The 26,030-nt window shown below is 53.5% G+C and carries 23 protein-coding genes; 12 read left to right on the forward strand and 11 right to left on the reverse strand.

What is annotated here, in order from left to right; all coding sequences use genetic code 11:
- Positions 1-42 precede the first annotated feature (42 nt).
- Positions 43-1,218, forward strand: coding sequence for an acyl-CoA dehydrogenase family protein (locus tag LG202_RS04095; protein WP_230348038.1), 1,176 nt, complete (start codon positions 43-45; stop codon positions 1,216-1,218).
- A gap of 125 nt (positions 1,219-1,343) precedes the next feature.
- Here the strand turns inward: LG202_RS04095 and LG202_RS04100 are convergent, their stop codons facing one another.
- The 4 genes from LG202_RS04100 to LG202_RS04115 form a co-directional block, all read right to left on the reverse strand.
- Positions 1,344-2,615 (reverse strand): bifunctional O-acetylhomoserine aminocarboxypropyltransferase/cysteine synthase, encoded by a 1,272-nt coding sequence (locus tag LG202_RS04100; RefSeq protein WP_230347138.1) that lies wholly within the window; start codon positions 2,613-2,615, stop codon positions 1,344-1,346.
- An 84-nt stretch (positions 2,616-2,699) separates the two neighbouring features.
- Positions 2,700-3,920: an SfnB family sulfur acquisition oxidoreductase gene (locus tag LG202_RS04105; protein WP_230347139.1), complete on the reverse strand. Its 1,221-nt coding sequence runs from the start codon at positions 3,918-3,920 to the stop codon at positions 2,700-2,702.
- A gap of 15 nt (positions 3,921-3,935) precedes the next feature.
- Positions 3,936-4,550, reverse strand: a complete 615-nt coding sequence (locus LG202_RS04110) for an OmpW/AlkL family protein (RefSeq protein ID WP_230347140.1) — start codon at positions 4,548-4,550, stop codon at positions 3,936-3,938.
- 260 nt (positions 4,551-4,810) lie between these two features.
- A complete protein-coding gene (locus LG202_RS04115) occupies positions 4,811-6,136 on the reverse strand; it encodes an SfnB family sulfur acquisition oxidoreductase (RefSeq protein WP_230347141.1) in 1,326 nt (441 codons plus the stop codon).
- A gap of 317 nt (positions 6,137-6,453) precedes the next feature.
- Here LG202_RS04115 and msuE point away from each other — a divergent pair, with 317 nt between their 5' ends.
- The 9 genes from msuE to LG202_RS04160 all read left to right on the forward strand — a co-directional run bounded on the left by msuE (position 6,454) and on the right by LG202_RS04160 (position 15,118).
- Positions 6,454-7,044, forward strand: a complete 591-nt coding sequence (gene msuE, locus LG202_RS04120) for an FMN reductase (protein ID WP_230347142.1) — start codon at positions 6,454-6,456, stop codon at positions 7,042-7,044.
- Between the two features lie 123 nt (positions 7,045-7,167).
- Complete coding sequence (locus LG202_RS04125) at positions 7,168-7,971, forward strand: ABC transporter ATP-binding protein (RefSeq protein WP_230347143.1); 804 nt, start codon at positions 7,168-7,170, stop codon at positions 7,969-7,971.
- Between the two features lie 41 nt (positions 7,972-8,012).
- Positions 8,013-9,113 carry a dimethylsulfone monooxygenase SfnG gene (gene sfnG, locus LG202_RS04130; RefSeq protein WP_230347144.1) on the forward strand — a complete coding sequence of 367 codons (1,101 nt, stop codon included), beginning with the start codon at positions 8,013-8,015 and terminating at the stop codon, positions 9,111-9,113.
- A 15-nt stretch (positions 9,114-9,128) separates the two neighbouring features.
- Positions 9,129-10,274: an AMP-binding protein gene (locus tag LG202_RS04135; protein ID WP_230347145.1), complete on the forward strand. Its 1,146-nt coding sequence runs from the start codon at positions 9,129-9,131 to the stop codon at positions 10,272-10,274.
- The gene (locus LG202_RS04140; protein WP_230347146.1) at positions 10,274-11,044 is read left to right on the forward strand and encodes an ABC transporter ATP-binding protein; all 771 of its coding nucleotides are present in this window, start codon (positions 10,274-10,276) and stop codon (positions 11,042-11,044) included. Before LG202_RS04135 ends, LG202_RS04140 begins: the two co-directional genes overlap by 1 nt.
- A gap of 25 nt (positions 11,045-11,069) precedes the next feature.
- Positions 11,070-11,951 carry a branched-chain amino acid ABC transporter permease gene (locus LG202_RS04145; RefSeq protein WP_230347147.1) on the forward strand — a complete coding sequence of 294 codons (882 nt, stop codon included), beginning with the start codon at positions 11,070-11,072 and terminating at the stop codon, positions 11,949-11,951.
- Between the two features lie 21 nt (positions 11,952-11,972).
- On the forward strand, positions 11,973-13,040 hold the full coding sequence (locus LG202_RS04150) for a branched-chain amino acid ABC transporter permease (protein ID WP_230347148.1): 1,068 nt from the start codon (positions 11,973-11,975) through the stop codon (positions 13,038-13,040).
- A gap of 184 nt (positions 13,041-13,224) precedes the next feature.
- Entirely contained in the window at positions 13,225-14,562 is a 1,338-nt protein-coding gene (locus tag LG202_RS04155) for an ABC transporter substrate-binding protein (RefSeq protein WP_230347149.1), read from the forward strand.
- A 241-nt stretch (positions 14,563-14,803) separates the two neighbouring features.
- Entirely contained in the window at positions 14,804-15,118 is a 315-nt protein-coding gene (locus tag LG202_RS04160; RefSeq protein ID WP_230347150.1) for a hypothetical protein, read from the forward strand.
- A 288-nt stretch (positions 15,119-15,406) separates the two neighbouring features.
- Here the strand turns inward: LG202_RS04160 and LG202_RS04165 are convergent, their stop codons facing one another.
- The 4 genes from LG202_RS04165 to LG202_RS04180 form a co-directional block, all read right to left on the reverse strand.
- Positions 15,407-16,495 (reverse strand): porin, encoded by a 1,089-nt coding sequence (locus LG202_RS04165; protein ID WP_230347151.1) that lies wholly within the window; start codon positions 16,493-16,495, stop codon positions 15,407-15,409.
- A gap of 279 nt (positions 16,496-16,774) precedes the next feature.
- Positions 16,775-18,184, reverse strand: a complete 1,410-nt coding sequence (locus LG202_RS04170; RefSeq protein ID WP_268867561.1) for an efflux transporter outer membrane subunit — start codon at positions 18,182-18,184, stop codon at positions 16,775-16,777.
- Positions 18,181-21,294 (reverse strand): multidrug efflux RND transporter permease subunit, encoded by a 3,114-nt coding sequence (locus tag LG202_RS04175; protein WP_230347152.1) that lies wholly within the window; start codon positions 21,292-21,294, stop codon positions 18,181-18,183. The genes LG202_RS04170 and LG202_RS04175 overlap by 4 nt, the downstream gene beginning before the upstream one ends.
- A 23-nt stretch (positions 21,295-21,317) precedes the next feature.
- The gene (locus tag LG202_RS04180; protein WP_230347153.1) at positions 21,318-22,472 is read right to left on the reverse strand and encodes a MexX/AxyX family multidrug efflux RND transporter periplasmic adaptor subunit; all 1,155 of its coding nucleotides are present in this window, start codon (positions 22,470-22,472) and stop codon (positions 21,318-21,320) included.
- Between the two features lie 149 nt (positions 22,473-22,621).
- Here LG202_RS04180 and LG202_RS04185 point away from each other — a divergent pair, with 149 nt between their 5' ends.
- Positions 22,622-23,254, forward strand: a complete 633-nt coding sequence (locus LG202_RS04185) for a TetR family transcriptional regulator (RefSeq protein ID WP_230347154.1) — start codon at positions 22,622-22,624, stop codon at positions 23,252-23,254.
- Here LG202_RS04185 and LG202_RS04190 read toward each other — a convergent pair.
- Together LG202_RS04190 and LG202_RS04195 are read right to left on the reverse strand one after the other, a co-directional pair.
- Positions 23,251-23,820, reverse strand: a complete 570-nt coding sequence (locus LG202_RS04190; RefSeq protein ID WP_230347155.1) for a manganese efflux pump MntP — start codon at positions 23,818-23,820, stop codon at positions 23,251-23,253. The two genes, LG202_RS04185 and LG202_RS04190, sit on opposite strands and share 4 nt — an antisense overlap.
- Positions 23,821-24,071: 251 nt before the next feature.
- Positions 24,072-24,860 carry a lipopolysaccharide kinase InaA family protein gene (locus LG202_RS04195; protein WP_230347156.1) on the reverse strand — a complete coding sequence of 263 codons (789 nt, stop codon included), beginning with the start codon at positions 24,858-24,860 and terminating at the stop codon, positions 24,072-24,074.
- A gap of 133 nt (positions 24,861-24,993) precedes the next feature.
- Here LG202_RS04195 and LG202_RS04200 point away from each other — a divergent pair, with 133 nt between their 5' ends.
- Positions 24,994-25,608, forward strand: coding sequence for a LysE family translocator (locus LG202_RS04200; RefSeq protein ID WP_230347157.1), 615 nt, complete (start codon positions 24,994-24,996; stop codon positions 25,606-25,608).
- Here the strand turns inward: LG202_RS04200 and LG202_RS04205 are convergent.
- Positions 25,587-25,925 (reverse strand): hypothetical protein, encoded by a 339-nt coding sequence (locus LG202_RS04205; RefSeq protein ID WP_230347158.1) that lies wholly within the window; start codon positions 25,923-25,925, stop codon positions 25,587-25,589. The two genes, LG202_RS04200 and LG202_RS04205, sit on opposite strands and share 22 nt — an antisense overlap.
- Between the last annotated feature and the right edge of the window lie 105 nt (positions 25,926-26,030).

The raw sequence follows: 26,030 nt of genomic DNA on the forward strand, positions 1-26,030 counted from the left end.
AGCAAAGTCTTGAATCAAATTGAAGCATTACCCTTGGCAGAGATGAGGCCTGCTGAGCCTGTTGATCCCAAAACTGTAGCCCAGGCCTTGGCGAACGAATTTGCCAAGACAGCTGTCACCAGGGATCAATTAGGCGGCACGCCCAAAGCTGAACGTGACCAGATTCGTGCCAGTGGACTACTAGGGCTTATCATTCCTTCGGATTTGGGTGGCTTGGGCGCCAGCTGGACCGAGACCCTGGATATCGTACGCACCTTTGCTCGTGTGGATAGCTCGATCGCCCAAGTGTTTGCCTTCCAGCACCTCATGCTGGCAACAGTACGGCTTTTTGGTACCGAGGCGCAATGGCATCCCTGGTTCCGCCAGACTGCGAAAAACAACTGGTTCTGGGGCAATGCGCTCAACCCGCTGGATACCCGCACCAGTAGCGAGATTGTTGCCGGGCAGCGCGAGTTTCACGGCAAGAAGAGCTTTTGTTCTGGTGCTACCGATTCCGATATGCTGATCGCCTCCGCCATCGATGCCGAGAGCCAAAAGCTGCTGATTGCCGCTATCCCGACCACGCGCCAAGGCATCATTCTGCATCAGGATTGGGACAATATCGGCCAGCGCCAGACCGACAGCGGCAGTGCTGACTTTGAGCATGTGCGGGTGGACGAGGCTGAGTTGCTGACGCAGCCCGGCCCGCTCAGCACGCCTTTTGCCTGCCTGCGTCCGCTTATCGCCCAACTGATTTTTTCCAACATCTACCAGGGCATTGCTGAAGGGGCGCTGGCTGAGGCGCGGCAATATACCCTCAAGCAGTCGCGCGTCTGGTCTGCTTCCCTGGCGAGTGACATTGCGTCCGAGCCCTATACCTTGCTGCATTACGGTGAGTTCTGGGTACAGCTGGAAGGCGCAAGGCTGCTGACCAACCGTGCCGCCGAGCTGCTGGACCTGGCCTGGGGCCGGGCCGAAGCGCTCACGGCAGCAGAGCGGGGCGAGCTTGCGGTGGCCGTGACTGCGGCCAAGGTGGCCACCACCAAGGCCGGCCTGGACATCACCCAGCGCATGTTCGAGGTGACGGGCGCGCGCGCCACCACGGCTGCTTTGCGGCTGGACCGTTTCTGGCGCAACCTGCGGGTGTATACCTTGCATGACCCGGTAGATTTTAAGCTGCGTGAATTGGGCGATTGGGCCTTGAACCAGCAATATCCCAATCCTTCATTTTATTCTTGAAGATTAAGTTTTAGTGATTTGATTCTATAAGTAAAAAATCCCGGAAATCCGGGATTTTTTATTGCTGCAGCAGGCTAGGCACACTATGCTGGGGCAAGCCCGGCATGGTGATGGCGGTCCGGGTGTTATACCTGGGCCAGGGCCTGTTCCAGGTCGGCAATCAGGTCGTCGATATGCTCGATACCCACCGACAGGCGCACCATATCCACGCTCACACCGGCATTGGCGAGTTCTGCCTCGCTGAGCTGGCGATGGGTGGTGGTGGCAGGGTGGCAAGCCAGGCTCTTGGCATCGCCGATATTCACCAGTCGCGTGAATAGCTGCAAGGCATCGATGAAGCGCGTGCCGCCTTCGCGGCCATCCTGTACGCCGAAGGAGAGAATGCCGGATGCCTGCCCCTTGAGATAGCGTTGCACCAGGGCATGCTCGGGGTGGTCTGGCAGCCCGGCATACTTGACCCATTGCACCTTGGGATGCTGCTTCAGGTATTGCGCCACCTTGAGCGCATTCTCGCTATGGCGCTCTATACGTAGCGCGAGTGTCTCCAAGCCTTGCAGGAAGAGAAAGGTGTTGAAAGGGCTGATAGCGGCACCGGTATTGCGTAATGGCACGACGCGGGCACGGGCGATAAAGGCGGCGGCACCCAGGGCCTCAACATAATTGACACCGTGATAGCTGGGATCTGGCGTATTGAGGCTGGTGAAGCGCTCTTTGTGTTCGCCCCAGGGGAAGCGGCCGCTATCGATAATGGCACCGCCGATGGAATTGCCATGGCCGCCGATGTACTTGGTGAGCGAGTGCACGACGATGTCCACGCCATGATCGAACGGGCGGCACAATAGTGGCGTTGCCACGGTGTTGTCGACGATGACAGGCACGCCATGCGCATGGGCGATGCTGCTGATGGCTTCCAGGTCGACGATATTGCCCAGCGGGTTGCCTATGGTCTCGGCAAATACCAGCTTGGTGCGGCTGTCGATCAGCTTGGCCAGGCTGGCCGGGTCGCGATAATCGAAGAAGCGTACTTCTATGCCTTGCTTGGGTAGAGTGTGAGCGAAGAGGTTATATGTGCCACCGTAAAGCGTAGAGACGGAGACAATATTATCGCCTGCTTCGGCAATGGTCTGGATGGCATAGGTGATGGCAGCCATGCCAGAAGCCAGGGCCAATGCACCGATGCCGCCTTCAAGCTGGGCCAGGCGCTCTTCCAGCACTGCATTGGTGGGGTTCATGATGCGGGTGTAGATGTTGCCCTGAACCTTGAGATCGAATAGGTCAGCCCCATGCTGGGTGTTATCAAAAGCGTATGAGGAGGTTTGGTAAATCGGAACGGCAACAGCCTTGGTCGTCGGGTCTGGTTTGTATCCGGCATGAATGGCCAGAGTTTCTGCTTTCATGATGTCTCCTAGTTGATTGATTTTTATTGTGCTGGATATGATAAACGCTGGGCAGGCCAGCGTTTATATTGATTGCTTGTTTGCTTATAGCCAGGGATGTCTGGGTGGATTCACCTCGTTCAGGTAGTAATTGCCAATCGCATGGTATTTCCAACGCACAGGGTCATGTAGCGTGTGGGTGCGGGCATTACGCCAATGGCGATCAAGGTTGTATTCTTCCAGCGTGGAGCGCGTGCCAGACAATTCGAACAGCTTGTTGCTGGCCAACAAGGCAATCTCGGTGGTGAGTACCTTGGCTTCAGCCACAGCAATCGAGGCAGCCGCTACAGTTGCTTCTGTTGCCTGTGCATCCGCAAGCTGGATTTTATCGGCGGCACGATCAAGCAGGGCCTCAGCCGCATGCAGGCGTAATTTCAGATCGCCTACTTGCTGCAGTGTGTATGGGTCATCGCTGGCACGCTGGCTTTGCTTATCGTCAATCCACGGACGAGCGTGCTGGCGTACATATTCAATGGTCGCTTCAATAGATGCCTGGGCAATGCCAGCATCCACCGCAGCCTGAATGAATTGCGAAGTAGGGCCTCCAACTGTCGGGCGTGCAAACGCCTGGTAAATCGGGACGACATGTTCCTTCGGCACTTTGACCTGATTGATGACGACAGTGCCGCTGGCCGTTGTACGTTGTCCAAAGCTGGACCAATCATTGATCACTTCCAGGCCTGGGGTGCCATGCTCTGCCAATGCCAGATGAGGCAAGCCAGCCACGTCAACGGTGACAATAGGGATCCAATGGGCAAGCAGGGCGCCTGTCGAGAAGAATTTGGTGCCATTCACCACATAGCCATTGTCCTCCGGGGTGATCAGGGTGGCAAACTCGGCGACGGTTCGGCTGCCTTTTTCTGAAAAAGCATTACCAAAGCGTGCGCCCTTGAGTACCAGATCAAAGAAAAAGCGCTTTTGCTCTTCTGTCGCATCCAGCTTCAGATGCTCTACCACGACCAGATGATTCTGTGGCAATTGCCCGAGTGATGGATCTGCGGCGGAGATGATGCGAATGACCTCACCCAGCGTGCGATAGGAAACATCTGCACCTCCATATTCTTGGGGGACGGTAATTGCCCATAAACCGCTTTGGGAGAATGTATCAAGTTCAGTGATGGGCAGTTTTCTGTGCTTGTCGCGTTCTGAGGCACCCTGGCGGAACTGATCTGCCAGGCGATGCGCGACTTCTATCGCCTCTTCATCACTGCGGATAACGTGGGCGACTGTGGTCAGGCGCGGTTGTTTAATCGTGAGTTGAGTCATGGTGATTGCTCCTCATTAAAATCGATAGCCAACATTGAGGGTGTATACGGTCGGGTTTACTTGAACATCACCGACATCGGCCCCGTTGATCTTGACCGGCGCAATGATGCGGGCATAGCGAATGTCTGCGCCTATGGTCCAATGCTCATCCAGCGCAAAATCCAGCCCTGCCTGCAATGCAGGCCCCCAGGAATCGCCGACTTTAAGCTTTGCGCCGTTATCCAACTTCTCATCGAGAAACGTGGTGTAGTTGAGGCCAACGCCTACATAAGGACGGAGCGTTGCCTCTGGCCTGAAATGATATTGAAGGCTCAGGATGGGTGGCAGGTGCTTGGTTTCACCAGCATGGCTACCATTGACATTGATCTGGTGTTTGAAGGCCAGCCCGCCGAGTAGGTCAATTGCCCAGTTCGGTGTAATGAAGTAAGCAATATTGAAGGTGGGGCCTGCACGATTATCGATCGACAGGTTGGCAGTGTGATCAATGATCGCCCCATTGTCAGATTTGGGTGCAATCAGGGAAACACCGGCACGTAGTTGCCAGGGAGATAAGGCGCCTATATCAGCGCTAGCGGTGATGGGCAGTAAGCTGCCAACAAAGAGGGCCAGGGGTAAAGATTGCTTGAGCATGTATTGTCCTTTTGTAATTATCGAAATAATTGCAAAAGTGCCAGCCATTGGTAGAGGTATTGCACTTAGCAATACGTGTTTACGCATTTTGCATGCCATTTTTAATTTATTGATTTTATTGTGATTAATTGTTTTTGTGCCGCTTATATTTCAGCAGATTGCTGATTTTCTGCTGAAAATGATGATGTTGTTATAAGGACGTAAAAAAACAGCACCTGGCATGGGTGCTGTTTTAATTGGTATTACCACGCAGGGTGAACTTAAATCCAGGGATGGCGAGGTGGCTTGGCTTTGTTCAAGGCGTAATTGCCTACCGCATAATACTTCCAGCGCACTGGGTCATGCAGGGTGTGGGTGCGTGCATTGCGCCAATGGCGATCGAGGTTGAACTGGCCCAGGGTGGAGCGTGTGCCAGCCAGCTCGAACAGTTTGCTGCCAGCAAGCAGGGCGGTTTCTGTGCTCAGTACCTTGGCTTCTGCCACGGCGATGGAGGCCGCGGCCACCGTGTCTTCATTCGGTTCGCGCTGGGCAATATCAAGGAACTCGCCAGCACGGCGCAACAGGGCATCGGTGGCGTGTACGCGGATCTGCAGATCGCCAATATCGCGGATGCTTAACGGGTCTTCGTAACCATGTTCCTGTTGTGTGCTGTCTATCCATGGGCGGGTGTGGTTGCGCACGAAATGGATGGTGTCGCGCAGCGCGGCGCGGGCAATGCCGGTATCCACCGCGGCCTGGATGATCTGTGCCACCGGGCCCATGCTGGTAGGGCGATCGAAAGCTAGGTGGTGCAGCAGGATGTAATCCGCAGGCACAAAAATGTTTTCCAGGATGGTGGTGCCGCTGGCCGTAGTACGCAGGCCGAAGCTGGACCAATCATCAATGATGGTCAGGCCGGGCGTGCCTTTTTTGACGAAAGCAACAATGGTGTTGTCATGCTCGTTCTTGGCAATCACCGGCACCCAATCGGCGAGCAACGCGCCAGAGGAGTAAAACTTCTTGCCCGAAAGCAAGTAGCCGCCTTCAGTTGGCGTGATGCGCGTCAGCACGTCATTGACGCTCTTGGTGCCGACCTCGGAAAAGGCATTGCCGAAGCGTACGCCCTTGAGCACCAGGTCAAAAAAGAATTTTTTCTGCCATTCGGTGCCATCCAGGCGTATGCCTTCCACCATATAGAGGTGGTTCTGTGGAATCTGGCCGATGCTGGGGTCGGCTTCGGAGACGATGGCGATAACTTCCGCCAGCGTGGTGTTGGAGACGGCAGCACCGCCGTATTCCTTGGGCACGGTGATGCCCCACAGGCCGCTTTGCGAGAACAGGTCAAGCTCGGGCTTGGGCAGGCGGCGCTCCGCATCGCGGATGGCGGCTTCCTTGGCAATCTCTGCCGCCACCTGGTGCGCCACTGCTATCGCCTCGGCATCGTTCTTGATGATGTGCGCAGGCGGTCTTGGCAATGCCTGCTCCTGGGATTCTTCTATTGCTAATGATGTCGTTGTCATGGCTAGCCTTTCAATGATGAACTCAATAGTCGGTATACGACGATGTTGCATCAGGCTTGCATATAGCGTGCCATGGAATAAAGTCATTAAAAATCAACAGATAAGAAAATAACGTGTTGTATTCCCTCATGCGCAAGCAGCAGTTTGCTGCCTGGCTGCTGATTATCCAGCAGTCCTCGACAGAGATTAACGGTGCCTCTTCAGCAGTAGCTAGTCTGGGTTGCTGGTATAGCAGCACATTTTCAGCATTCAGTCTGCTTAGCAACAGGGTGAATTGCTTGAATATTTTAATAAGATATTGAATTAAAAGTAATTGTATCGCTGGCACACTTGCTGCTATCTACTTATTGTTATTTGCGGATCAGAAAAACACCGCATTTTGGAATAAGTGGACAGGAGCAGGCATGAGTAAAAAATTGAAACTGGTGGCCGTATCGGGAAGCTTGAGCAGCCCATCGCGCACCACCGTGCTATTAAATGCCATTGTGGCTGAGTTGCAGCGCAAGCTGCCCCTGGAGGTGCATCTCATCGAGTTGCAGAAGCTGGGGCCATTGCTAGGCGGCAGCCTGAGCCGCCTGGAGCTGCCGCAAGCTGCGATCAAGGACATCCTCAAGATAGAAGAGGCTGACCTGCTGGTCGTTGCCACCCCGGTCTACCGCGCCTCCTTTACCGGCCTGTTCAAGCACTTGTTTGATTTTGTTGGCCACGAAAGCCTGACCAACATCCCTGTGCTGCTTGCCGCTACTGGCGGCAGCGAGCGCCATGCCTTGGTGATTGATCACCAGTTGCGCCCCTTGTTCAGCTTCTTCCAGGCCTTGACCCTGCCATTGGGTGTCTATGGCAGCGAGGCGGATTTCGAGACGCTCGACCTAGGTGGTTATGCGATTGCCAGCGAAGCCCTGCATGAGCGTATTGCGCTCGCGGTAGAGCGAGCATTGCCTTATCTCGCCGTGTCATCTCAGACCATCGCTTCTGCGGCAAAGGCCAGGGCATGAGCAAGACCATACGCTTCAGCGCTTTTGAAAGAGGTGGCGTTGAGTTTTTGTCCCAGAGCCTGCCATCTCTATCACAGGTTAGCGTCACTATGGTTTTGCCTAATGCCGATCAGGAGACCTGAGATGAGTGCACGAACCCGGGCGTTTCCAGAGGCGGCAGGGTCGCTGCATGCTGAACAGCAATCGGAAGCGCTGTTGCGCGTGAATGACATCGAAGTCATTTATGACGGAGCCATCCTGGCTGTGAGCGGTGTTTCGCTGGCTGTACCGAAGGGTAGCATCATTGCCCTGCTGGGCGCCAACGGCGCGGGCAAGAGTACTACGCTGAAGGCGATTTCAGGGCTGGTGCGCGCCGACCGCGCTGACATCAGCCGCGGCAGCATTCACTTCAAGGGCCAGCTCAGTACAGATACGTCGGCCAATCTGCTGGTGCAGCAGGGCATCGTGCATGTGCTGGAAGGCCGCCATGTGTTCCCTCACCTCACGGTAGAGGAAAACCTTATCAGCGGTGGCTTTGTGCGACGACCCGGCCGGCCGGCACTGCAAGCCGGGCTGGAGCGTATTTATGCCTGGTTTCCGCGCCTGAAGGAAAAACGCAAGGTGCAGGCAGGCTACACCTCGGGTGGCGAGCAGCAGATGGTGGCCATCGGCCGTGCCCTGATGACCAAGCCTTCGCTGGTATTGCTGGACGAGCCCTCCATGGGGCTGGCACCGCTGATCGTGGAGGAAATCTTTGACATCGTCAGCCAACTCAACGCCCAGGAAAACGTCAGCTTCCTGGTGGCTGAGCAAAACATCCCTGTAGCGCTTAAACATGCCCATTACGGCTATGTGCTCGAAACCGGCAAGGTGGTGCTTGCAGGTAGTGCAGCAGCCCTGCTGCAAGACAGTGCTTTGCAAGATGCCTATCTAGGCAAGAAGCAATGAATATTTAAGTGAGTCAACGACATTAATTGAAAGGATACATCATGAGCAGCAATCGCAAGGAAGACATCAAGTTTGCCTATTGGGTGCCCAATGTGAGTGGCGGCCTGGTGGTGAGCAAGATCGAGCAGCGCACCAGTTGGGATATTGATTACAACATCAAGCTGGCGCAATTGGCAGAGCAGAATGGTTTTGAATATGCCTTGAGCCAGATTCGCTTTACCGCAGGTTATGGAGCGGAGTTCCAGCATGAGCCAGTCGCATTTTCCCATGCCTTGTTGGCAGCCACGACCAAGCTTAAGGTGATTGCTGCCATTCTTCCTGGCCCATGGAACCCGGCGGTGGCAGCCAAACAGTTGGCAACGATAGATCAACTAACCAAGGGCCGTATTGCCATCAATGTGGTTTCTGGCTGGTTCAAGGGGGAGTTTCAGGCGATTGGCGAGCCATGGCTTGAGCATGATGAGCGCTATCGCCGCTCAGAAGAGTTTATCCGCGCCCTGAAGGGAATCTGGACAACGGATAACTTCACCTTCAAGGGTGATTTCTATCGCTTCCATGATTACACGCTGAAACCCAAGCCCTACAACACCAATCCGCACCCGGAGATTTTTCAAGGGGGTAGTTCTCGTGCCGCGCGCGACATGGCATCCAGGGTATCTGACTGGTATTTCACCAATGGCAACACGGTAGAAGGCATCAAGGCCCAAGTGGATGACATCCGAGCTAAGGCTGCTGCCAATGGTCATCAGGTCAAGGTGGGGGTCAATGCCTTCATCATTGCGCGCGATACAGAAGAGGAGGCACGTGCAGTGCTGAAGGAAATCATTGATAAGGCTGACCCGGAAGCCGTCAATGCCTTTGGTGATGCTGCGAAGCAGGCAGGCAAGGCCAGCCCTGAAGGCGAAGGCAATTGGGCAAAATCAACTTTTGAAGACCTGGTGCAGTACAACGATGGGTTCAAGACCAACTTGATTGGCACGCCACAGCAAATTGCAGAACGTATTGTTGCCTTGAAAGCCGTGGGTGTTGACCTGGTGCTATCTGCCTTCCTGCATTTCCATGAGGAAGTCGCTTATTTCGGTGAAAAAGTCTTGCCGCTGGTGCGTGAACTGGAACAAAAACAGGTCGCATTGGCTGCTTGAAGCAAGGAAATGCATATGGCAAGCAATACCTTACCGCACTGGCTGATTCAGCATGCGAACACGCAGCCACATCGTGTGGCGTTGCGTTACAAGCAATTGGGCATCTGGCATGAACAGCACTGGAAATCGCTGCATGAAGAAGTGGCGCAATTAGTGGCAGTGCTAGGCCAGATCGGATTTGAGCGTGGCAACACGCTGGTATTGCTGACGCATCCACGGCGAGAGGCCTTGCTACTCTCGATTGCGGCGCAATGGTTGGGTGGCATAGCCGCGCCATTGGATCCATCAATGGAAGAGGATGCGCTTGCCTTGCTGCTGGCGCACCTGGCACCCGCATTTGTATTTGCCGAGGGCCAGCAACAGGTGGAGCAAACCTTGGCAAGTAGCCCTCAAGGTGTGCGTGTGATTTATGCCGAGGCTCGCGGCCTTGCAGGGCAGCAACCATCGTCATTACGCCACTATTCATCGTTGCTGACAGGAGGCAGTTTGATAGCTTGTGAACCCGTGTCAGAGGCCGGGCAGACTGCGTTTGCGCTATATCGTGTTAACGGCGAACGTAGCGTGCAGGTGGAGCATTTTCGACATGATGAGCTGTTGGAAGAAGGGCGCCAATTGGTATTGGCCGAGCGTCTCGGGCGCTACGAGGAGGCTTTTGTTGCTCGCGTGTTTGCCACCAGTGGCCATCTACGTTACTTGTTGTCACCATGGCTGACGGCGGGATTTACGCTCAATTTTCCCGAGAGCATCGTCACAAGAGATACTGATAGGCGTGAGCTTGGGCCTACGCTGGTTGTTGGCACGCGAGAAACCTATCTCAGGCTTGAAGCCATGATCAGGGAGCGCCTGCCACTGCCAGATAGTTGGCTTGGTCGGGTGGTGACTTATGCCTTGCATCGGGATGGGACGGTGTTACAGGGTTTTCTTGGATATTGGCTAATAAGGCGCCCCTTGCGTGACGTCATCGGTTTTAGCCGAATCAGGGTGCCATTGCTGATAGGCCCGGCCTTAACGGCAGACTCAGTGGCCTTTTTCAAGAGCCTGGATATCCATATCCGCACCTGGGATAAGGTCGCCAACTGGCGTACCTTGCCAACCACGACCACCAGGCAAATTCCAACCGTGCACGATGACCTGGTAAGCACTGTAAGGAGAGCATCCTGATGACAGCCCCTTTGCTTGAGTTGCAAGATATTTCCCTTTCCTTCAAGGGTGTTAAGGCAATCAGCGATATTAGCTTTACTGTGAAACAAGGCGAGATATGTGCGTTGATTGGTCCGAACGGAGCGGGCAAGAGCTCTTTGCTTAACATTATTAATGGTGTCTACCAGCCTGACATCGGGTATATCCATTTCAATGGTGCTAGTCATCGCAAGATGCGTGCGAATCTTGCTGCAACACAAGGTATCGCGCGTACTTTCCAGAATATTGCCTTATTCAAGAGCATGACGGTGCTCGATAACGTGTTGACTGGCCGCAATCTGCAAGTGAAAAGCGGTTGGCTGGAACAGGCCTTGCGTTTTGGTCGCGCAATCCCGGACGAAAACGTACAGCGTCGCAAGGCAGAGGAAGTGATTGATTTTCTGCGTATCAATCAGTGGCGCAACAGTATTGTGAGCACCTTGCCTTATGGCTTGCAGAAACGCGTAGAGCTTGCTCGTGCCTTGGCCTCGGAACCGAGGTTGCTGCTCTTGGATGAACCCATGGCTGGCATGAACAGCGAAGAAAAGGCCGAGATGAGTGGTTTTATCCTGGATACCCAGCGTGAGTTCGGCACCACCGTGGTGTTGATCGAGCATGACATTGGCGTGGTAATGAATCTCTCTGACCATGTGGTGGTGCTGGATTATGGCCGCAAGGTTGGCGATGGCACGCCCGATGAAGTGCGCAATAATCCGGAGGTGATCGCCGCCTATCTTGGGGTAAAACATTAAGAGTGATGGATAAGGAAATGAAATAATGGAATTTTTCCTTGAGGTTTTGGCGGGTGGCCTGCTCGCTGGCCTGATGTACTCCCTGGTGGCGATCGGCTTTGTGCTGATCTACAAGGCCTCGGGCGTATTCAACTTTGCACAGGGCGCCATGGTGCTGTTTGCCGCGCTGACTTTTGTCAGCCTGCTGGAGCGCGGCGTGCCATTCTGGGCGAGCTTTGCCATCACCTTATTGGCGATGGTGGCGCTGGCATGGGGCATAGAACGCGTAGTGCTGAGGCCCTTGGTCAACAAGCCGCCGATCACGCTGTTCATGGCTACCCTGGGCCTGAGCTACATCATCGAGGGGCTGGCGCAGTTTCTCTGGGGTGCACAGGTGCACGGCCTGGAGCTGGGCATCAGCGATGAGCCGCTGGAAGTCGGCGGGCTGCTGCTATCGCAGTTCGACCTGTTTGCCGCCACCACCGCTGGCGTACTGGTGTTGCTGCTGTCTTTGCTGTTCAACAAAACCAGGATGGGGATTTCCCTGCGTGCAGTAGCAGATGACCAACTGGCGGCGCTATCAGTGGGCATCAAGTTACAGCGGATATGGATGATCGTTTGGGCAGTGGCGGGCTTTGTCGGTCTGGTGGCTGGTCTATTGTGGGGCGCTCGCTTGGGTGTGCAGTTCTCATTGTCGCTGGTCGTGCTCAAGGCCTTGCCGGTGTTGATTATCGGAGGATTCACTTCCATCGGTGGCGCGATAGTCGGCGGCCTGATCATAGGCGCATCGGAAAAGCTGGCCGAGGTCTACTTGGGGCCGCTCATCGGCGGAGGCATCGAAAACTGGTTCCCTTATGTGCTGGCCTTGTTGTTTCTGTTGGTCAGGCCGGCCGGGATTTTTGGCGAACGCGCCATTGAGCGGGTATAGCACCGCGTATAGGACACCATCATGATCTATAGAGAATCCGGACAATTCATCACCTCGTATCGCGCTGACCAGCGTATCTTTAAGCTCTGGCAGCAGCGCTGGGCCTTTTATGCCTTGCTGGGCTTTGCGTTTGCCGTTGTGCCCTTCATCGGCAACGATTACTGGTTCAGCGCCATCCTCATTCCTTTCCTGGTGCTGTCGCTGGCAGGTCTGGGCCTTAATCTGCTCACGGGGTATGCTGGGCAGCTCTCATTGGGATCGGCAGCCTTCATGGCGGTAGGTGCGTTCGCTGCCTATAACTTTCATCTCCGCATAGAAGGCTTGCCGTTACTGTTGAGCTTTGGCCTTGGTGGAATCACGGCGGCCTTGGTTGGCGTGGTGTTCGGCCTGCCCAGCCTGAGAATCAAGGGGTTTTACCTGCTGGTGTCTACGCTGGCTGCGCAGTTCGTCGTCACTTGGGTGCTGACCCAGTTCGGCTGGTTCTCCAATTACAATGCTTCCGGCGTCATCAGTGCGCCGCCGCTGGTGATTTTTGGTCATGATTTCAGCTCACCAGCCGGGCGCTACCTGCTGACCCTCGGTGTAGTGGCAGCACTGGCACTGCTGGCACGTAATATCGTCCGCAGCGAGCTTGGCCGCCACTGGATGGCGGTGCGCGACATGGATACGGCAGCCGCCGTCATCGGCATCCCCATTCTCAAGACCAAGCTTCTGGCCTTTGCCATCAGCTCCTTTTTCCTGGGGATCGCCGGTGCGTTGTGGGCTTTCACCTATCTGGGCACGGTAGAGCCGCATGGCTTTGATCTCAATCGTTCGTTCCAGATACTGTTCATCATCATTATCGGCGGCATGGGCAGTATCTTGGGCAATTTCCTCGGTGCTGCCTTCATCGTGCTGCTGCCTATCTTGCTTTCCAATCTATTCTCCAGCCTGCTGGCGGGCGTGGTAGACCCCGGTCAGCTGGAAAACCTACAGAAGATGATTTTTGGCGCAGTCATCATTTTCTTCCTGATCAAGGAGCCTGCCGGCTTGGCGCGCCTATGGCAGAGCTTCCGTGAGCGTAGCCGTATCTGGCCACTGCGTTTTTAACGTGGCTATCAATGTCGCAGATACCTATTTCCTGATCGCCATCTAGATCGCGCCATGCCTATGGCATGGGTAGGGGATTTTACGTCTTGTTTATATATAAACAACTTTAGGAGAGTGTTTTAATGTGTTGAATTTTAATGATTATAAAATCTCATGAATATAATATTTGAATAGGAGTATCAACATGTTGTCTTTGATTAAAAAGCCAATCTTCCTGCTAGGTGCAATGGCATTGGGCCTAGGCCTTGCTGCCGGAGCAGCGCAGGCAGCCAACGAGCAATACTTCCCCTTGCAGAGCTACCGCGTCGGCCCTTATGCCGCCGGTGGCACCGGGTTCTTCGGTGGTTTCATCGATTACCTGCAATACGTCAACCTCAAGGAAGGCGGCGTCAATGGTGTCAAGTTCACCTGGAGCGAGTGCGAGACCGAATACGTGGTGGAAAAGGGCGTGGAGTGCTACGAGCGCCTGAAGAAAGGCCTCAACGGAGCACCTGCGGCCGCAACCAATCCGCTATCCGTAGGCATCGCCTATGCCACGCTGGAACGCTCCGCTGCTGACAAGCTGCCGCTGATTACAATCAACCACGGTCGCACCGACTCCACTGACGGCAGCGTCTTCCCCTACGTGTTCCCGCTACAGCTTAACCCCTATAGCGAAGTATCCGCCATCATTAACTACATCGCGGACAAATCCGGCGGCCTTGATAAGCTCAAGGGCAAGAAAATCGTCACCCTGTTCCACGGCTCACCCTACGGCAAGGAAACCAACCCCATCCTCGAACTGCTGGCGAAGAAATATGGCTTCGAGCTGACCTTGCTCGAAGTGCCGCACCCAGGCAACGAGCAACAATCGCAATGGCTCAACATCCGCCGCATCAAGCCGGATTGGGTGATCCTGCGCGGTTGGGGCGTGATGAACCCGGTGGCGCTGAAAACCGCGCAAAAGACCGGCTTCCCCGCTGACCATATCATCGGCAACATCTGGAGCAACTCGGAAGAAGATGCCGCCCCAGCCGGCGCTGCTGCCAAGGGCTTCATCTCCATCACCACCCATCCTTCCGGTACCAACTTCCCCGTGCTGCAAGACATCGACAAGACTGTCCTTAAGGCAGGCAAGGGTAACCTGCAAGACCCTAAACGCTTTGGCACCGTGTATTACAACCTCGGCGTGGTGAACGGCATCCTCAATGTAGAAGCCGTGCGTGTGGCGCAAGCCAAATTCGGCAAGCGCCCATTGACTGGTGAAGAAGTGCGCTGGGGCTTCGAGAATATCCGCCTGGATGATGTCCGCCTCAAACAACTCGGCGCTTATGGCTTGGTGCAACCGCTGAAATTGTCTTGCTCTGACCACGAAGGCGGCGGCGCAGTACGCTTCCAGCAATGGGACGGCAAGCAATGGAAAGTGATCTCGGATTGGGTACAGGCAGATCGCAAACTGCTGCGCCCGATTATCGAGGAATCATCGCATAAGTACGCCAAGGAGAAGGGCATTACGCCGCGTGATTGCAGCAAGGAGTCCTAGCCTCCTAATAACACAGGTCTTCCTGCGCCTGAGGGGGACCTATGTTATATGTAGATAAAACAGAGTCGTCGTTCCCTTTCATGAATGCCATTGTGTATTTTCCTGCAAAATTTTAAACGATCTAAATCTTGATGTATCAATGATGATATTTAGATCATAGGCAAGTACGTTGACTTAGCTCTACCTCATCCCATACGATCGGGCTATCTAAAATATTGTTGAGTCTATGAGGAGAATTTTGATGTTTGAAAGTGGAATAGAAAAAACGATCATCATCACCGCTATCATTATTTGGTTTGCTCATGGATGGTACCTCAATGAGCGCCTTAAGAATGTGCACGAAAAACTCGACCGTGTTCTCGACACTTTTGACGGTTTGCGCGATTACCTTTACGACATCGACCCACAATTTAATGATGAACGCCAATTGCTCGAAGACTTACGCGAATCGCTTGATAACGGATCTGTAAGTTTTTCTGGGATGAACCATATGGAACTAATTGAGAAGAAAAAGCATGCAGGTAAAAGAACGCTCGACATACCTTTTATCCGGTAAAACTTATGGTCCAATAAATCATTCTAGCGGACTGTCAAAAATCTACACTTTTTGCCGTCTGCTGAATTCTCAATTGCTCGGTTTATGTCTTTGGATAAGTTATTTTTAAATGTAATCCAGATACGTCGCTGAGGTTCTGAAGAGAGCGAAAGATTATTGTGATATCTGTAGTAATTCCTATGCCATTTCTTCGCGCAAATTGTTCTTGTGTGTGGCATTTGCTTTAAGTGCTAGGACTCTACACGGTGATATAAACCATGAGTGGTTCCACTCATGGTTTTTTTGTTTTTAGAAAAAGTGCGCGATATGGAAACGCACTGCAATACCGTCAATATCAGGCTGGCCCAAGTTACGGGTTTCCTTGTAGTAGTAGGTGTCTATGCGTAGGTTGCTGCCATTGATGAGGTAGCTGAAGCCTAGGTCGTAGCGTTTGCGTTCTAAACCTGCTATGGCGAGGGCATTGTTTTCGTCGTTTTTGAATTGTTCATAGACGAACTTTGGCTGGATCTTACCGATGCCGATCTCTTGCGGGAAGGCGTAGCTGCCCGTGAGGAAGAAGCCCTTTCCTTTGGCTATATCTGGGTCTTGGGTATTGTCGTTGTCATAGCGGTAATACGAGCCTTCCGCGCCGATGACTCCGCCGCCGGTGATGGCTTTTTCCAGCCGTCCATCCACGTTCCAGTAACGGTAATCACCCGGGTTGGCCAGTGTACCTGCTCCATCTTTCTGGAAGCGGTAGGAAGCGCCGACCGCCAGAATATCTTTTGCGCCGTCATAGCTGGCGATGTTGTAAAAGCCAGGTTCTGCATCCCAGAAATTGTAGGAGAGGCGACCAGAGAAGGAGAGGTTATCGGATTGATTGGATGTGGTTGATCCGCTGCGCCCCTCGAATGCGCCAACGTGGTATTTGAGCTTCTGGTTCAGCAGCACCCCCCAGACCGAGGCTCCGTTATCACGGCCAGCAAATTTGCTGGGCGCCTGCTCCGAGAATGGGTAATCGAAGGTTGGTGGATAGTAGGGCGCAGATGCGGAAGCGCGGCTGGCCGGTGGCAGGAAGCGGCCAACGAAAATGTTGAAGTGTTCATTGAGTGCCAGCCCGATGCGGCCATCCAGTAGCTTGATGTCGTCGTTGGCGTCTTTTTCGGTATTGAGCTCGAAAGACACGTATTTGTGCAGTTTGCCGTTGGTGTAAAGACGGGCGCTTTCAATATCGAAATCGTTGGATCGGTCCTTGCCATTGGGGGCCGCGTCTTTTTCTGAGCGGTAGCTGGCACGTGCGGCTACGCCAATATTGATGAACTGGTCATCGTTGCGGGCAAAGGTGGGGTCGGCATAGGCCGGCGAGGAAAGTACGCCCAGGCTCAGCAGTGCGGGCAAAAGCCTCGGTCGGGAAGGAAGTTGCTTGTCATCATGTTCTATACACCCTGAAATTAAATGGAAAATTCGGCAGGGCTGGCGATGTAAGCCGCCAGGATTTACCTGCGCTAAGGGGTGTATAGGCATTTAGTGTGCCTGTATTAAATTGTATTTAAATTCAATGCATTAAATTATTTATTTCAAGTGATGTGTTGCTGGTGAAAAAGCAAGGTGAGGAATGCATGCTGGCCTGTCAGCAGGCAGCTTGATTGCGCAAGCCATCCGCTGATAATCATTAGCTCAGGAGGGCTGCCACTCTCCACCGAGCACCTTGAATAAATTAATACTGTTGGTCAATGAGAGTTGCTTGAGTTGGACAAGTTGTTGTTCAGAATCAAACAGGCTACGTTGAGCATCCAGTAGCTCAAGATAATTGGCAACGCCTTTGTCATAACGACGCAGGGCTAATCTCAGGCGCTCGCGATCTGCATTGGTGATGCGAGTTTGCGCTGCAATTTGTGCCTCGACTTGTTCACGGCTTAGCAACACATCTGAGACTTCGCTGAAAGCGCTCTGAATAGCCTTTTCATATTCGACAATGGTGATTTCCTTACGCACGCGAGCCAGATCCAGGTTAGCCTGGTTACGACCATAGTTGAATATCGGCAAGGTAAGCTGAGGTGTGAATGACCAGGCCTTGTCACTGCTGCCGGAAAATAGTCCGCTCAGGTGCTCATTAACCAGCCCAACATTGGTGGTGAGCTGAATACGCGGGAAAAATGCGGCACGTGCTGCGCCGATGTTGGCATTGGCCGCCTTCAGCCTATGCTCGGCGGCGCGAATGTCTGGCCGCCTTTCCAGCAGGGTGGATGGCAAACCAGTGGGCAAGGGGCTGAACGCCAGGCTATCCAGTTGCTCCTGCGGCACGGCTACTCCCAGGCCAGGTTTGCCAACCAGTAGCTGCAATCCATTGATGGCTTGTGCATATTCGCGCTGCAAGGCGGCAATGCTGGCTTGGGCCGTTTCCAGCTGCATTTCTGCAGTCTTGAGGTCCATGGCATTGTCCAGGCCCGCCTGTTGGCGCCGCAGGATGCGGGAATAGGCCAGGTTACGTGCCTGCTCGGTGTCCTTGGCAAGTGTTAATCTTTCCGCGAGCGCGCGTACATTGACATAGGATGATGCTACCTCGGCAATCAGGCTGGTGCGTGCGGTTTGCTGCGCCTCCTGTGTGGCGAGATATTCTTCCAGCATGGCTGTCGTCAGGCTTTTGACACGGCCAAAGAAGTCCAGCTCGAAGCCGCTGATGCCGACACCAACGCGGTAGAGGTTTACGTCAAAAGTTTGCCCTTGGGAAAAGATCATCTTGCTACGATCGTAAGTGCCTGTAGCTTCAATGGTCGGCAATCGGTCTGCACGCTGGATGCCATATTGTGCCCGTGCCTCTTCAATACGCAGGGCGGTGATGCGTAAGTCACGGTTATTGGCTAGCGCAGTATTGATCAATGCTTGCAATGCTGGGTCGGTGAAATACTCCTGCCAGCTTGTAGCCTGTACATTGGTTTGTGTTCCGTCAACAGGATATTGGGCGGGAACGGGGGCTTCTGGCCGCTGGTATTGCGGGTTGAGCGAGCATGCTCCCAATAGCAGGCTAATGGCAACCACCAGCGGTTTCACAGCCGGTTTTAGGGGGGATGTTAATGCAATGTTCATGCTGGCTCCTGCACATGGTGCCGCGGGCGCTTGATATAGCGGCCAATCACGGCAAAGAACAAGGGAACAAGGAAAATAGCGAGTAGGGTAGCGGTGATGATGCCGCCCAGAACGCTGGTACCGATCGCAGATTGCGCGCCGGATGCAGCCCCTGTCGCGATGGCGAGTGGCAATACGCCAACGCCAAATGCCAGCGAGGTCATCACGATGGGGCGTAGCCGCAGCCGTGCTGCTTCCAGTGTGGCATCAAGCAAGCTCATACCATCGGCATACAGATCCTTGGCGACCTCGACAATCAGGATCGCGTTTTTGGCTGATAGGCCGATGGTCGCGATCAGGCCGACCTTGAAGTAAATATCGTTGGGCATCTCGCGTAGAGTCACGCCTAGCAAGGCCCCCAGGACACCTAGTGGTACCACCAGGATGACCGCCAGAGGAATCAGCCAGCTTTCATATAGGGCGGCAAGTGCCAGGAAGACGATAAGTACCGACAAGCCGAACAGTATCGGGGCCTGGGCGCCTGAGCTGCGTTCTTCCAAGGATTGGCCGGACCAGTCATAGCCGATGGTGCGGGGCAGACTACGTGCAATGTGCTCAATCGCTTGCATGGCTTCACCACTGCTGTAGCCTGGAGCTGCACTGCCATTGATAGTGAATGACGGGTAGCCATTGTAACGCGTGAGCTGCGGCGGACCTGAAATCCACTCCATCTTGACGAAAGAGGCGAGTGGCACAAGGTCGCCATTGCTATTGCGCACCCTGAGCTTGCGGATATCCTCAAGCTCCAGTCTATCCTTGCCATCTGCCTGCATGATGACGCGCCGCACCTGATTGCCGTGCATGAAGTCACCGATATAGTCAGAGCCAAACATCGCCGCCAGGGTGGAGTTGATTTCATCCATACTCACGCCCAAGGTCGCTGCTTTGCGGCGGTCTATATCCAGGCTTACCAACGCTGCCTCGGGCAAGCCCGCGAACATGAGGTTGGTGAGCACGGGGCTTTTCATACCTTCAGCCATGAGTTGATCCTTGGCTGCCAGGAATGCCTCATAGCCAGCTGATCCGCGATCTTGCAGGCGAAGGTCAAAGCCATTGGATGAGCCAAGCTCTGGCAGGGGCGGCGTATTGATGGCAAATACCATGGTGTTCTTCATCCCCATGAACTGCATGTTGACGCGGTCAACGATGGCCTTGACGTGCTGCTCGGCACTCTTGCGATCTTTCCAGTCCTTGAGGGTGGCAAAGATCATGCCGCTATTGGAGCCGGTGCCATAGAAACTGAAGCCACCCACTTCATAAACATATTTCACGGGTTCATGTTCATTCAGGTAGCCAGCAATCTCTGACAACGTGCCCATGGTTTCATGCATGGTTGCACCGGCAGGCAGCAACACCGTGATCATGAAGTCGCCCTGGTCTTCATCGGGCAAGAAGGCGGTAGGCAGGCGCACAAACATGAAGGCGACGACTGCAATGATGGTGCCATATACAAGCAGCCAGCGCAGCGGCCGCCTGATAATGGTGGAAACGCGCTTCTGGTAACGACCTGTCAATGCAGCAAAACTGCGGTTGAACCAGCCAAAGAATCCACGTTTTTCATGATGGTCCTGTGTAATTGGCTTGAGCAGGGTGGCGCATAGTGCGGGAGTCAATGAGAGCGCCAGGAAAGCTGAAAAGGCAATCGACACTGCCAGCGACATGGAAAACTGGCGATAGATATTACCCACCGCGCCGCTAAAGAATGCCATGGGCAGGAATACCGAGACCAGCACGACAGTAATGCCGATGATTGCACCACTGATCTGCCTCATGGCTTTCTTGGTCGCCTCAAAGGGCGAGAGACCTTCCTCCGCCATGATGCGTTCTACGTTTTCCACCACGACAATGGCATCATCCACGACGATACCAATCGCCAGCACCATGCCAAACATGGTGAGCACGTTGATGGAAAAACCCGCCGCAAACATCACGGCAAATGTGCCCAGCAGTGCAATCGGCACGACGATGGTAGGAATCAAGGTGGCGCGTAAATTCTGCATGAAGAGGAACATGACAAGAAACACCAGTACCACGGCCTCGACCAGTGTACTGACGACTTTCTCAATCGAGATTTCAACGAAGGCAGAAGTATCGTAAGGGATCTGGTAATCCACGCCAGCGGGCAAATAGCGCACCAGCTCATCCATGGTGGTGCGGATGCGCTTGACTGTGGCCACGGCGTTGGAGCCTGGGGCCATCTTGACTGCCATGCCAGCTGCATTGTTCCCATTAACACGCGAAACGAAAGAATAGTCGCTACCACCGTATTCGATACGTGCGACATCCTTGAGCAAGATGGCGGAGCCATCGGCCTTGCTACGCAAGGGGATGTTCTCGAAGTCTTCAGGCGTTGTCAGGGCGTTGTCGGCAATGACATTGGCACTAATGGGGGCACGATCAGGCACAGCACGATTGCCAAGATCACCTACCGTGACACGGGCATTTTGCGCACGAATGGCCGATGCAACGTCTGAGGCAGTCAGGTTCATCGCCGTTAGCTTGGCTGGGTCAGGCCAGATACGCATGGCATATTCCGGGCTCCATAACTGCACTTTACCGACACCTTCAACCCGGCGCAGTGCCTGCAACACATTGGCAGATGCCAGCTCTCCAAGCTCGATTTCACTCAAGCGATTGCCTTCCGAAGTCAGGGATACGATCAACTGAATGCTATCCGCGGACTTTTCGATGAAGATGCCATTGCGGCGAACAACTTCAGGCAAGCGGGCTTCGACCGTTTTTAGGCGGTTTTGCACTTCGACCGCGGCAAGGTCTGGGTTGGTACCCTGGCGGAAAGTCAGGCTGAGCGAGGCGGTTCCCGGGCTACTGGTCGCCGAGATATACATCAGGCGTGGCGCGCCATTCATCTCGCGCTCGATAATCGCAGTGACCGATTCCTCGATCACTTTGGCAGAGGCGCCAGGATAGCTTGCGGAAATATTGACTACTGGCGGGGCGATGTCAGGGTATTGGGCAACCGGCAGGCCGCGAATCGCCAGCAGGCCAGCGAGGATGATCAGCAGTGAGATCACCCAGGCAAAGACCGGGCGTTCAATAAAAAATCTAGCCATGGAATTCTCAGTTCAAAAAATCATTAAGGCTGTGTGCCTGTTGTGTCAGCTTTACGTACCGAGACTTTGGTGCCTGGGGCCATCATGGCCGGATTAGTCACGATGATGCGTTCACCGCCCTTGAGGCCGCTGGTGATCATCCATTGACCATTAAGCATAGTCGGGGCCGTAACGGGTAAAGCTTGTACCTGATCCTGCTCGTCAGCAATCATGACGCTACTGGATTCTGCAGTCCGTATAAGAGCATCGCGCGGCACCAGCACCGTGGCAGGATTTTCTGCCTGCTTTAATTGCACTTGTACATAACCGCCGGGTAGCAGCTCGCGGTCAGGGTTGCTGAATAGGGCACGCATAGCCACAGTATCTGTGCTGCTATCCACAGCAATGTCGGAGAAGAAAAGCTTGCCTGCATGGGCATATTCAGAGCCATCCGGGAAGACCAGCTTTACCGCGATGCTGTCGCGTGCAACACCTTTCATCTTCCCGCTCTTGATTGCACGCTGCAGTGCCATGACCTCGCTGGCTGGCTGCGAGAAATTAACGTAGATCGGGTCGATCTGTTCCACCGTCGTCAGTGGAGTGGGGGAGTCTAGCCCGACCAAGGCACCTTCCGTCACCATGGCGCGGCGGGTACGACCATCAATCGGGGAAATTACCTTCGCGTACCCAAGGTCCAGCTTGGCCTTGTCCAACTGTGCTTTTGCCGTCAGCACTTGTGCCTTGGCTTGCATCTCCTCGGAGACTGCTGCCTGGTAATCGCGTTCACTCACGGAGTGGTCAGTGGCAAGGTCACGGTAGCGCTCCAGCTTGTCGAGGGCATTGCGGTGATTAGCCTCTGCACTTGCCAAGGTGCCAGCCGCCTGGTCACGTGCCGCTGTTAATAACTCAGGATTGATCAGAAATAAAGGTGTACCTTTCTTGACCTCTTGACCTTCCTGGTAGAGGCGCTCGGTGACGATGCCAGCAACACGTGCCCGCACTTCTGCCTGCCGATAGGCTTCCAGGCGACCGGGTACGGATATTTCAATAGGGCTGGTTGTCATCTCTGCGATATACACCTCAACTTCAGGAGGTACGGCATTCTCTGCCTGCTGTTGCTCTTGGCTGCATGCTGATAGGCCAAGAATAATTGACGCACATAGCCAGGTGGTTTTACGCCCAAACAATGGTGATGACATAAGCTTGCTCAATGAGGTGTTAAGTTGAAATGTTAGCTGGAGTTAATTTAACAGCTGAATTTTTTGCACTATATCATAATCAATCATGACTGATTAATTAATTTTTTGTTATGATATCCGAATGATGAGTAGGGTAATACGGAGTTGCTGTGGCTAGGAAAACTAAGGAAGATTCACTGCGTACGCGCTCAGCGATCCTTGATGCTGCTGAGCAGGTAATCCTGCGGCGCGGTATCAGTTATGCGACGATGTCGGATATTGCGGATGCAGCCGGCATCTCGCGCGGAGCGGTGTATGGTCATTTTGATAACAAGATCGACTTGGCTACCGAGATGTGTCAACGCGCATTGACATTGGCTATCCCTCCGGAACGCGACCCAGCATTATCGGCGCTGGAGGCTTTGCATCAAGAAGGAATGTATTTCCTCAAGCTCTGTGGCGAGCCGGGGCCAGTGCAGCGTGTATTGCAGATACTATATATGCAGTGTGACTGCAACGAAGATAACAAGCCCCTGCTGGATATCCGCGATGACTGGGAGCGTCAGTCCAGGGAGGGAATAGAGGTGATGATACGAGAGGCGATGTCGGAGGGGGACTTGCCCGCGGATATTGATATCCATCTTGCTACGCTTTATCTATTCTCGCTGTTCGATGGCATCTACAGCACGCTGTTTTGGGTCAACCGTGTCAAACAGGATCGCTGGGAGATCGCAGAGGCTTTGTATCGTGCTGGATTTGCCGCTTTCACTACCGCACCTGGATTACTTGCCAAAAAAGCTTAGCCAGCACCAGACAAATGTTTGTATAAGATCAGGCTGCCAATACCAACCAAGATCAGACCGCCTATGATTTCTACGGTATGTTTGGAGGCCGCGCCCAGCATACGTCCCAGCATGACGCCGATACTTACCATCAGGCAAGTCACCAGGCCAATGGCGAACGCTACTGGAATAATATCAACGTCAAGAAATGCCAGGCTGGCACCAACGCTCATGGCGTCAATACTGGTGCCCAGCGCAGTGGCAGCTAGCAGGATAAATGAATGGCTTTGAGGTTTTTCCACAGCCTCTTCATCTGGTCGTAAGCCCAGCCAGATCATGCGCAAGCCCAATATGGAAAGTATGCTGAAGGCAATCCAGTGATCCCAGGCTGTCACATAATCAGCCGCAACCCGGCCCAGGCTCCAGCCCACCAGTGGGGTGATAGCCTCAATGACACCGAAAATCAAACCGGTGCGCAAGGCTTCCAGCAACCTGGGGCGTTGCAGCATGGCACCTTTGCCAATAGCCGCAGCAAAAGCATCGGCCGACATGGCCAATGCCAAAAACAAGATAGAAATAGTATTCATGGATTCAGTACGTGAGGTTGGGCACAGTCAAATGGTGACTAGGACGCCCAACCTGAACGTACTAGCCTCCATTAGTCTCGCCAACCAGAATGGCTACCCGCACCACGACAAACGTCGATTATGTTGATACGGGCGCTTCGGAAAGAAGCAGGCTACTCCCTAAAAGATGTGCGCATTTTACTCATAAAACTCCTGAGGCGCTATCTCATGTTGATGTGCCGTAGCTTGTTGAAGTGCTGCCAGGATGAGGATTAAGCTTTTTTCTTGCGTTCAGAGCGAGCATGGATATGCTTCGCTATCCACTTCATCGGAGAGCTTAGCTTGCTTGCACCATAATACTGCTTGAGAAAATAGAGCCGGGTAGTGCGGCTCAGGTGTATGAGATCTCGGTTAAGTGTAGCCAAGTCTTGTAGAGTGCGTAGTACAGGAAGTAGCCTGATACGTGCTTTTTCCAGGTCAATCAGGACGCTTTCGAAATGACCATCTGGCATTTCCCTGACGAAAATATGCTTGGGGTAAAGTGCACGATGCTGAAAGCGCGCATGATGCAGTTTCATGATGGTTGCGGCAACCGAGGCAGTGAGTTTACGTTGTCTTGAGACACTGACTCCTGGCTTGAAAATGCTCGGAGCGAGTTGATCCAATGGGGTAAAGCCAACCAATTCGGCGGTCAGTAGCACGGCATTGACATCATCACCCTCTTTCTTTTCCGAGAAGAAAAGTGGTGCCGGGACAGGAACTCCGCGTTTGGAAAGTTGCAGTAGATTCTGGTATTCGCAATTAAATGTCGAAATGCCGCTCCATGGGTGGCGCCACGTTTTGCGCATGAAGTTGTGCTGGCGCTTGAGAAACGCATACAACGGCCTGCTCTCATCCACAGTCTTGAACATAATACGGCTGACGCCACTCCATCCCTGGCGGTGTTGATTAGGCGTCTCGAACCAATCCGCGGTATGGTTCCAAAGGCTATCGAAGTCGAGTTCAGGCGTAGCGGGTAGTTTGCGATAGGGCATAAATGGCTTCAGTGGAATCAATGTCATCAAATATTCCTTCATGCTACTTAATAATGTCGTTAATCAGTGTTAAAGGAGTAACGGGCGATGAGGTTTTTTTGTGTAAAACACAACGGTGTTGGTATAAATACAACAGTTATCTAGGCTAGGTGAATTTTTGATGTCTCATTTTTCGGTAGAGCTGCTTTTGGGCTTGGTCATGTTTTCCTTTGTGTCATCCATCACCCCAGGGCCGAATAACTTGATGATGATGTCATCCGGGCTCAACTATGGATGGCGACGATCAATGCCTCACTTGCTGGGCATCAGTAGTGGATTTTTTGTGATGCTGTTTGTCGTTGGGATGGGAGCCCAAGGTTTGTTTGCGCACTATCCTTTTGTGCAGATAGTAATGAAGTATGTCGGTGCCGCTTATCTATGCTGGTTGGCATTCAATATTGCAAAAGCCCCCATTCACGGTCAGCGAGGCGAAGTGGAAACATTAGGAAAGCCATTCAGCTTTTTGCAAGCGGCGGCATTCCAATGGGTCAACCCCAAGGCGTGGGTAATGGCGTTGGCTGCACTGGCAGCCTATCTGCCACATCCCTCAAGCATGCTGGATGTAGCGATATTAAGCGCAGTGTTTACCTTGGTGGGCGCACCTTGTGTGGGGGCTTGGGCTGGGTGTGGTGTGATGTTGCGCAAGCTGCTCAATGATCCGCTGAGAATGCGTATTTTCAACGTGGTCACCGCTTTACTCTTGCTGGCGTCTATTTACCCGATACTAACGATATGAGCACCATGAAGATATGACACGTAATAGAACATGACCGGGCTGAGCAGTAAATTCAGGATGCTCAGGCAATCCACTGCCTGGTGCAGGCGTAGCAGGTGGTGATGGCGTTGCAGAAAGCGCTGCCTAAACTGGCTCCCATCTTCTTTTTTCACAGTCTTGATATCAAAGATGTAGCGATCGGTGATGAAGTTTAGGCACATGGCGATGGCAGTGCATAGCACCATGAAGCCCAATGCAATGAAGAATACATAGGGATCATCAAGAATATCCGTCATCAAGAAGGCAATGATCGGAAAAATATAGCCAACAAGCAGCATAAAGAAGCTTGAATAAACATATCGCCTGGCCAGGGCTCTGAGCTCACTCATCGGGGGGGAAGGGAGGTAAATGGCAATGCGTGAATATATCACTTCAGCCCGATC

The organism is Methylobacillus methanolivorans (assembly GCF_054588515.1).

What these genes read in the sequence shown, in the direction of transcription:
- LG202_RS04140 (WP_230347146.1), top strand. Translation starts at nt 10,274, where the DNA reads ATGACAGCCCCTTTGCTTGAGTTGCAAGATATTTCCCTTTCCTTCAAG.
- LG202_RS04125 (WP_230347143.1), top strand. Translation starts at nt 7,168, where the DNA reads ATGAGTGCACGAACCCGGGCGTTTCCAGAGGCGGCAGGGTCGCTGCAT.
- LG202_RS04160 (WP_230347150.1), top strand. Translation starts at nt 14,804, where the DNA reads ATGTTTGAAAGTGGAATAGAAAAAACGATCATCATCACCGCTATCATT.
- LG202_RS04110 (WP_230347140.1), bottom strand. Translation starts at nt 4,550, where the DNA reads ATGCTCAAGCAATCTTTACCCCTGGCCCTCTTTGTTGGCAGCTTACTG.
- LG202_RS04200 (WP_230347157.1), top strand. Translation starts at nt 24,994, where the DNA reads ATGTCTCATTTTTCGGTAGAGCTGCTTTTGGGCTTGGTCATGTTTTCC.
- LG202_RS04190 (WP_230347155.1), bottom strand. Translation starts at nt 23,820, where the DNA reads ATGAATACTATTTCTATCTTGTTTTTGGCATTGGCCATGTCGGCCGAT.
- sfnG (WP_230347144.1), top strand. Translation starts at nt 8,013, where the DNA reads ATGAGCAGCAATCGCAAGGAAGACATCAAGTTTGCCTATTGGGTGCCC.
- LG202_RS04205 (WP_230347158.1), bottom strand. Translation starts at nt 25,925, where the DNA reads ATGCTGCTTGTTGGCTATATTTTTCCGATCATTGCCTTCTTGATGACG.
- LG202_RS04155 (WP_230347149.1), top strand. Translation starts at nt 13,225, where the DNA reads ATGTTGTCTTTGATTAAAAAGCCAATCTTCCTGCTAGGTGCAATGGCA.
- LG202_RS04150 (WP_230347148.1), top strand. Translation starts at nt 11,973, where the DNA reads ATGATCTATAGAGAATCCGGACAATTCATCACCTCGTATCGCGCTGAC.
- LG202_RS04135 (WP_230347145.1), top strand. Translation starts at nt 9,129, where the DNA reads ATGGCAAGCAATACCTTACCGCACTGGCTGATTCAGCATGCGAACACG.
- LG202_RS04145 (WP_230347147.1), top strand. Translation starts at nt 11,070, where the DNA reads ATGGAATTTTTCCTTGAGGTTTTGGCGGGTGGCCTGCTCGCTGGCCTG.
- msuE (WP_230347142.1), top strand. Translation starts at nt 6,454, where the DNA reads ATGAGTAAAAAATTGAAACTGGTGGCCGTATCGGGAAGCTTGAGCAGC.
- LG202_RS04100 (WP_230347138.1), bottom strand. Translation starts at nt 2,615, where the DNA reads ATGAAAGCAGAAACTCTGGCCATTCATGCCGGATACAAACCAGACCCG.
- LG202_RS04180 (WP_230347153.1), bottom strand. Translation starts at nt 22,472, where the DNA reads ATGTCATCACCATTGTTTGGGCGTAAAACCACCTGGCTATGTGCGTCA.
- LG202_RS04095 (WP_230348038.1), top strand. Translation starts at nt 43, where the DNA reads ATGAGGCCTGCTGAGCCTGTTGATCCCAAAACTGTAGCCCAGGCCTTG.
- LG202_RS04170 (WP_268867561.1), bottom strand. Translation starts at nt 18,184, where the DNA reads ATGAACATTGCATTAACATCCCCCCTAAAACCGGCTGTGAAACCGCTG.
- LG202_RS04115 (WP_230347141.1), bottom strand. Translation starts at nt 6,136, where the DNA reads ATGACTTTATTCCATGGCACGCTATATGCAAGCCTGATGCAACATCGT.
- LG202_RS04195 (WP_230347156.1), bottom strand. Translation starts at nt 24,860, where the DNA reads ATGACATTGATTCCACTGAAGCCATTTATGCCCTATCGCAAACTACCC.
- LG202_RS04105 (WP_230347139.1), bottom strand. Translation starts at nt 3,920, where the DNA reads ATGACTCAACTCACGATTAAACAACCGCGCCTGACCACAGTCGCCCAC.
- LG202_RS04175 (WP_230347152.1), bottom strand. Translation starts at nt 21,294, where the DNA reads ATGGCTAGATTTTTTATTGAACGCCCGGTCTTTGCCTGGGTGATCTCA.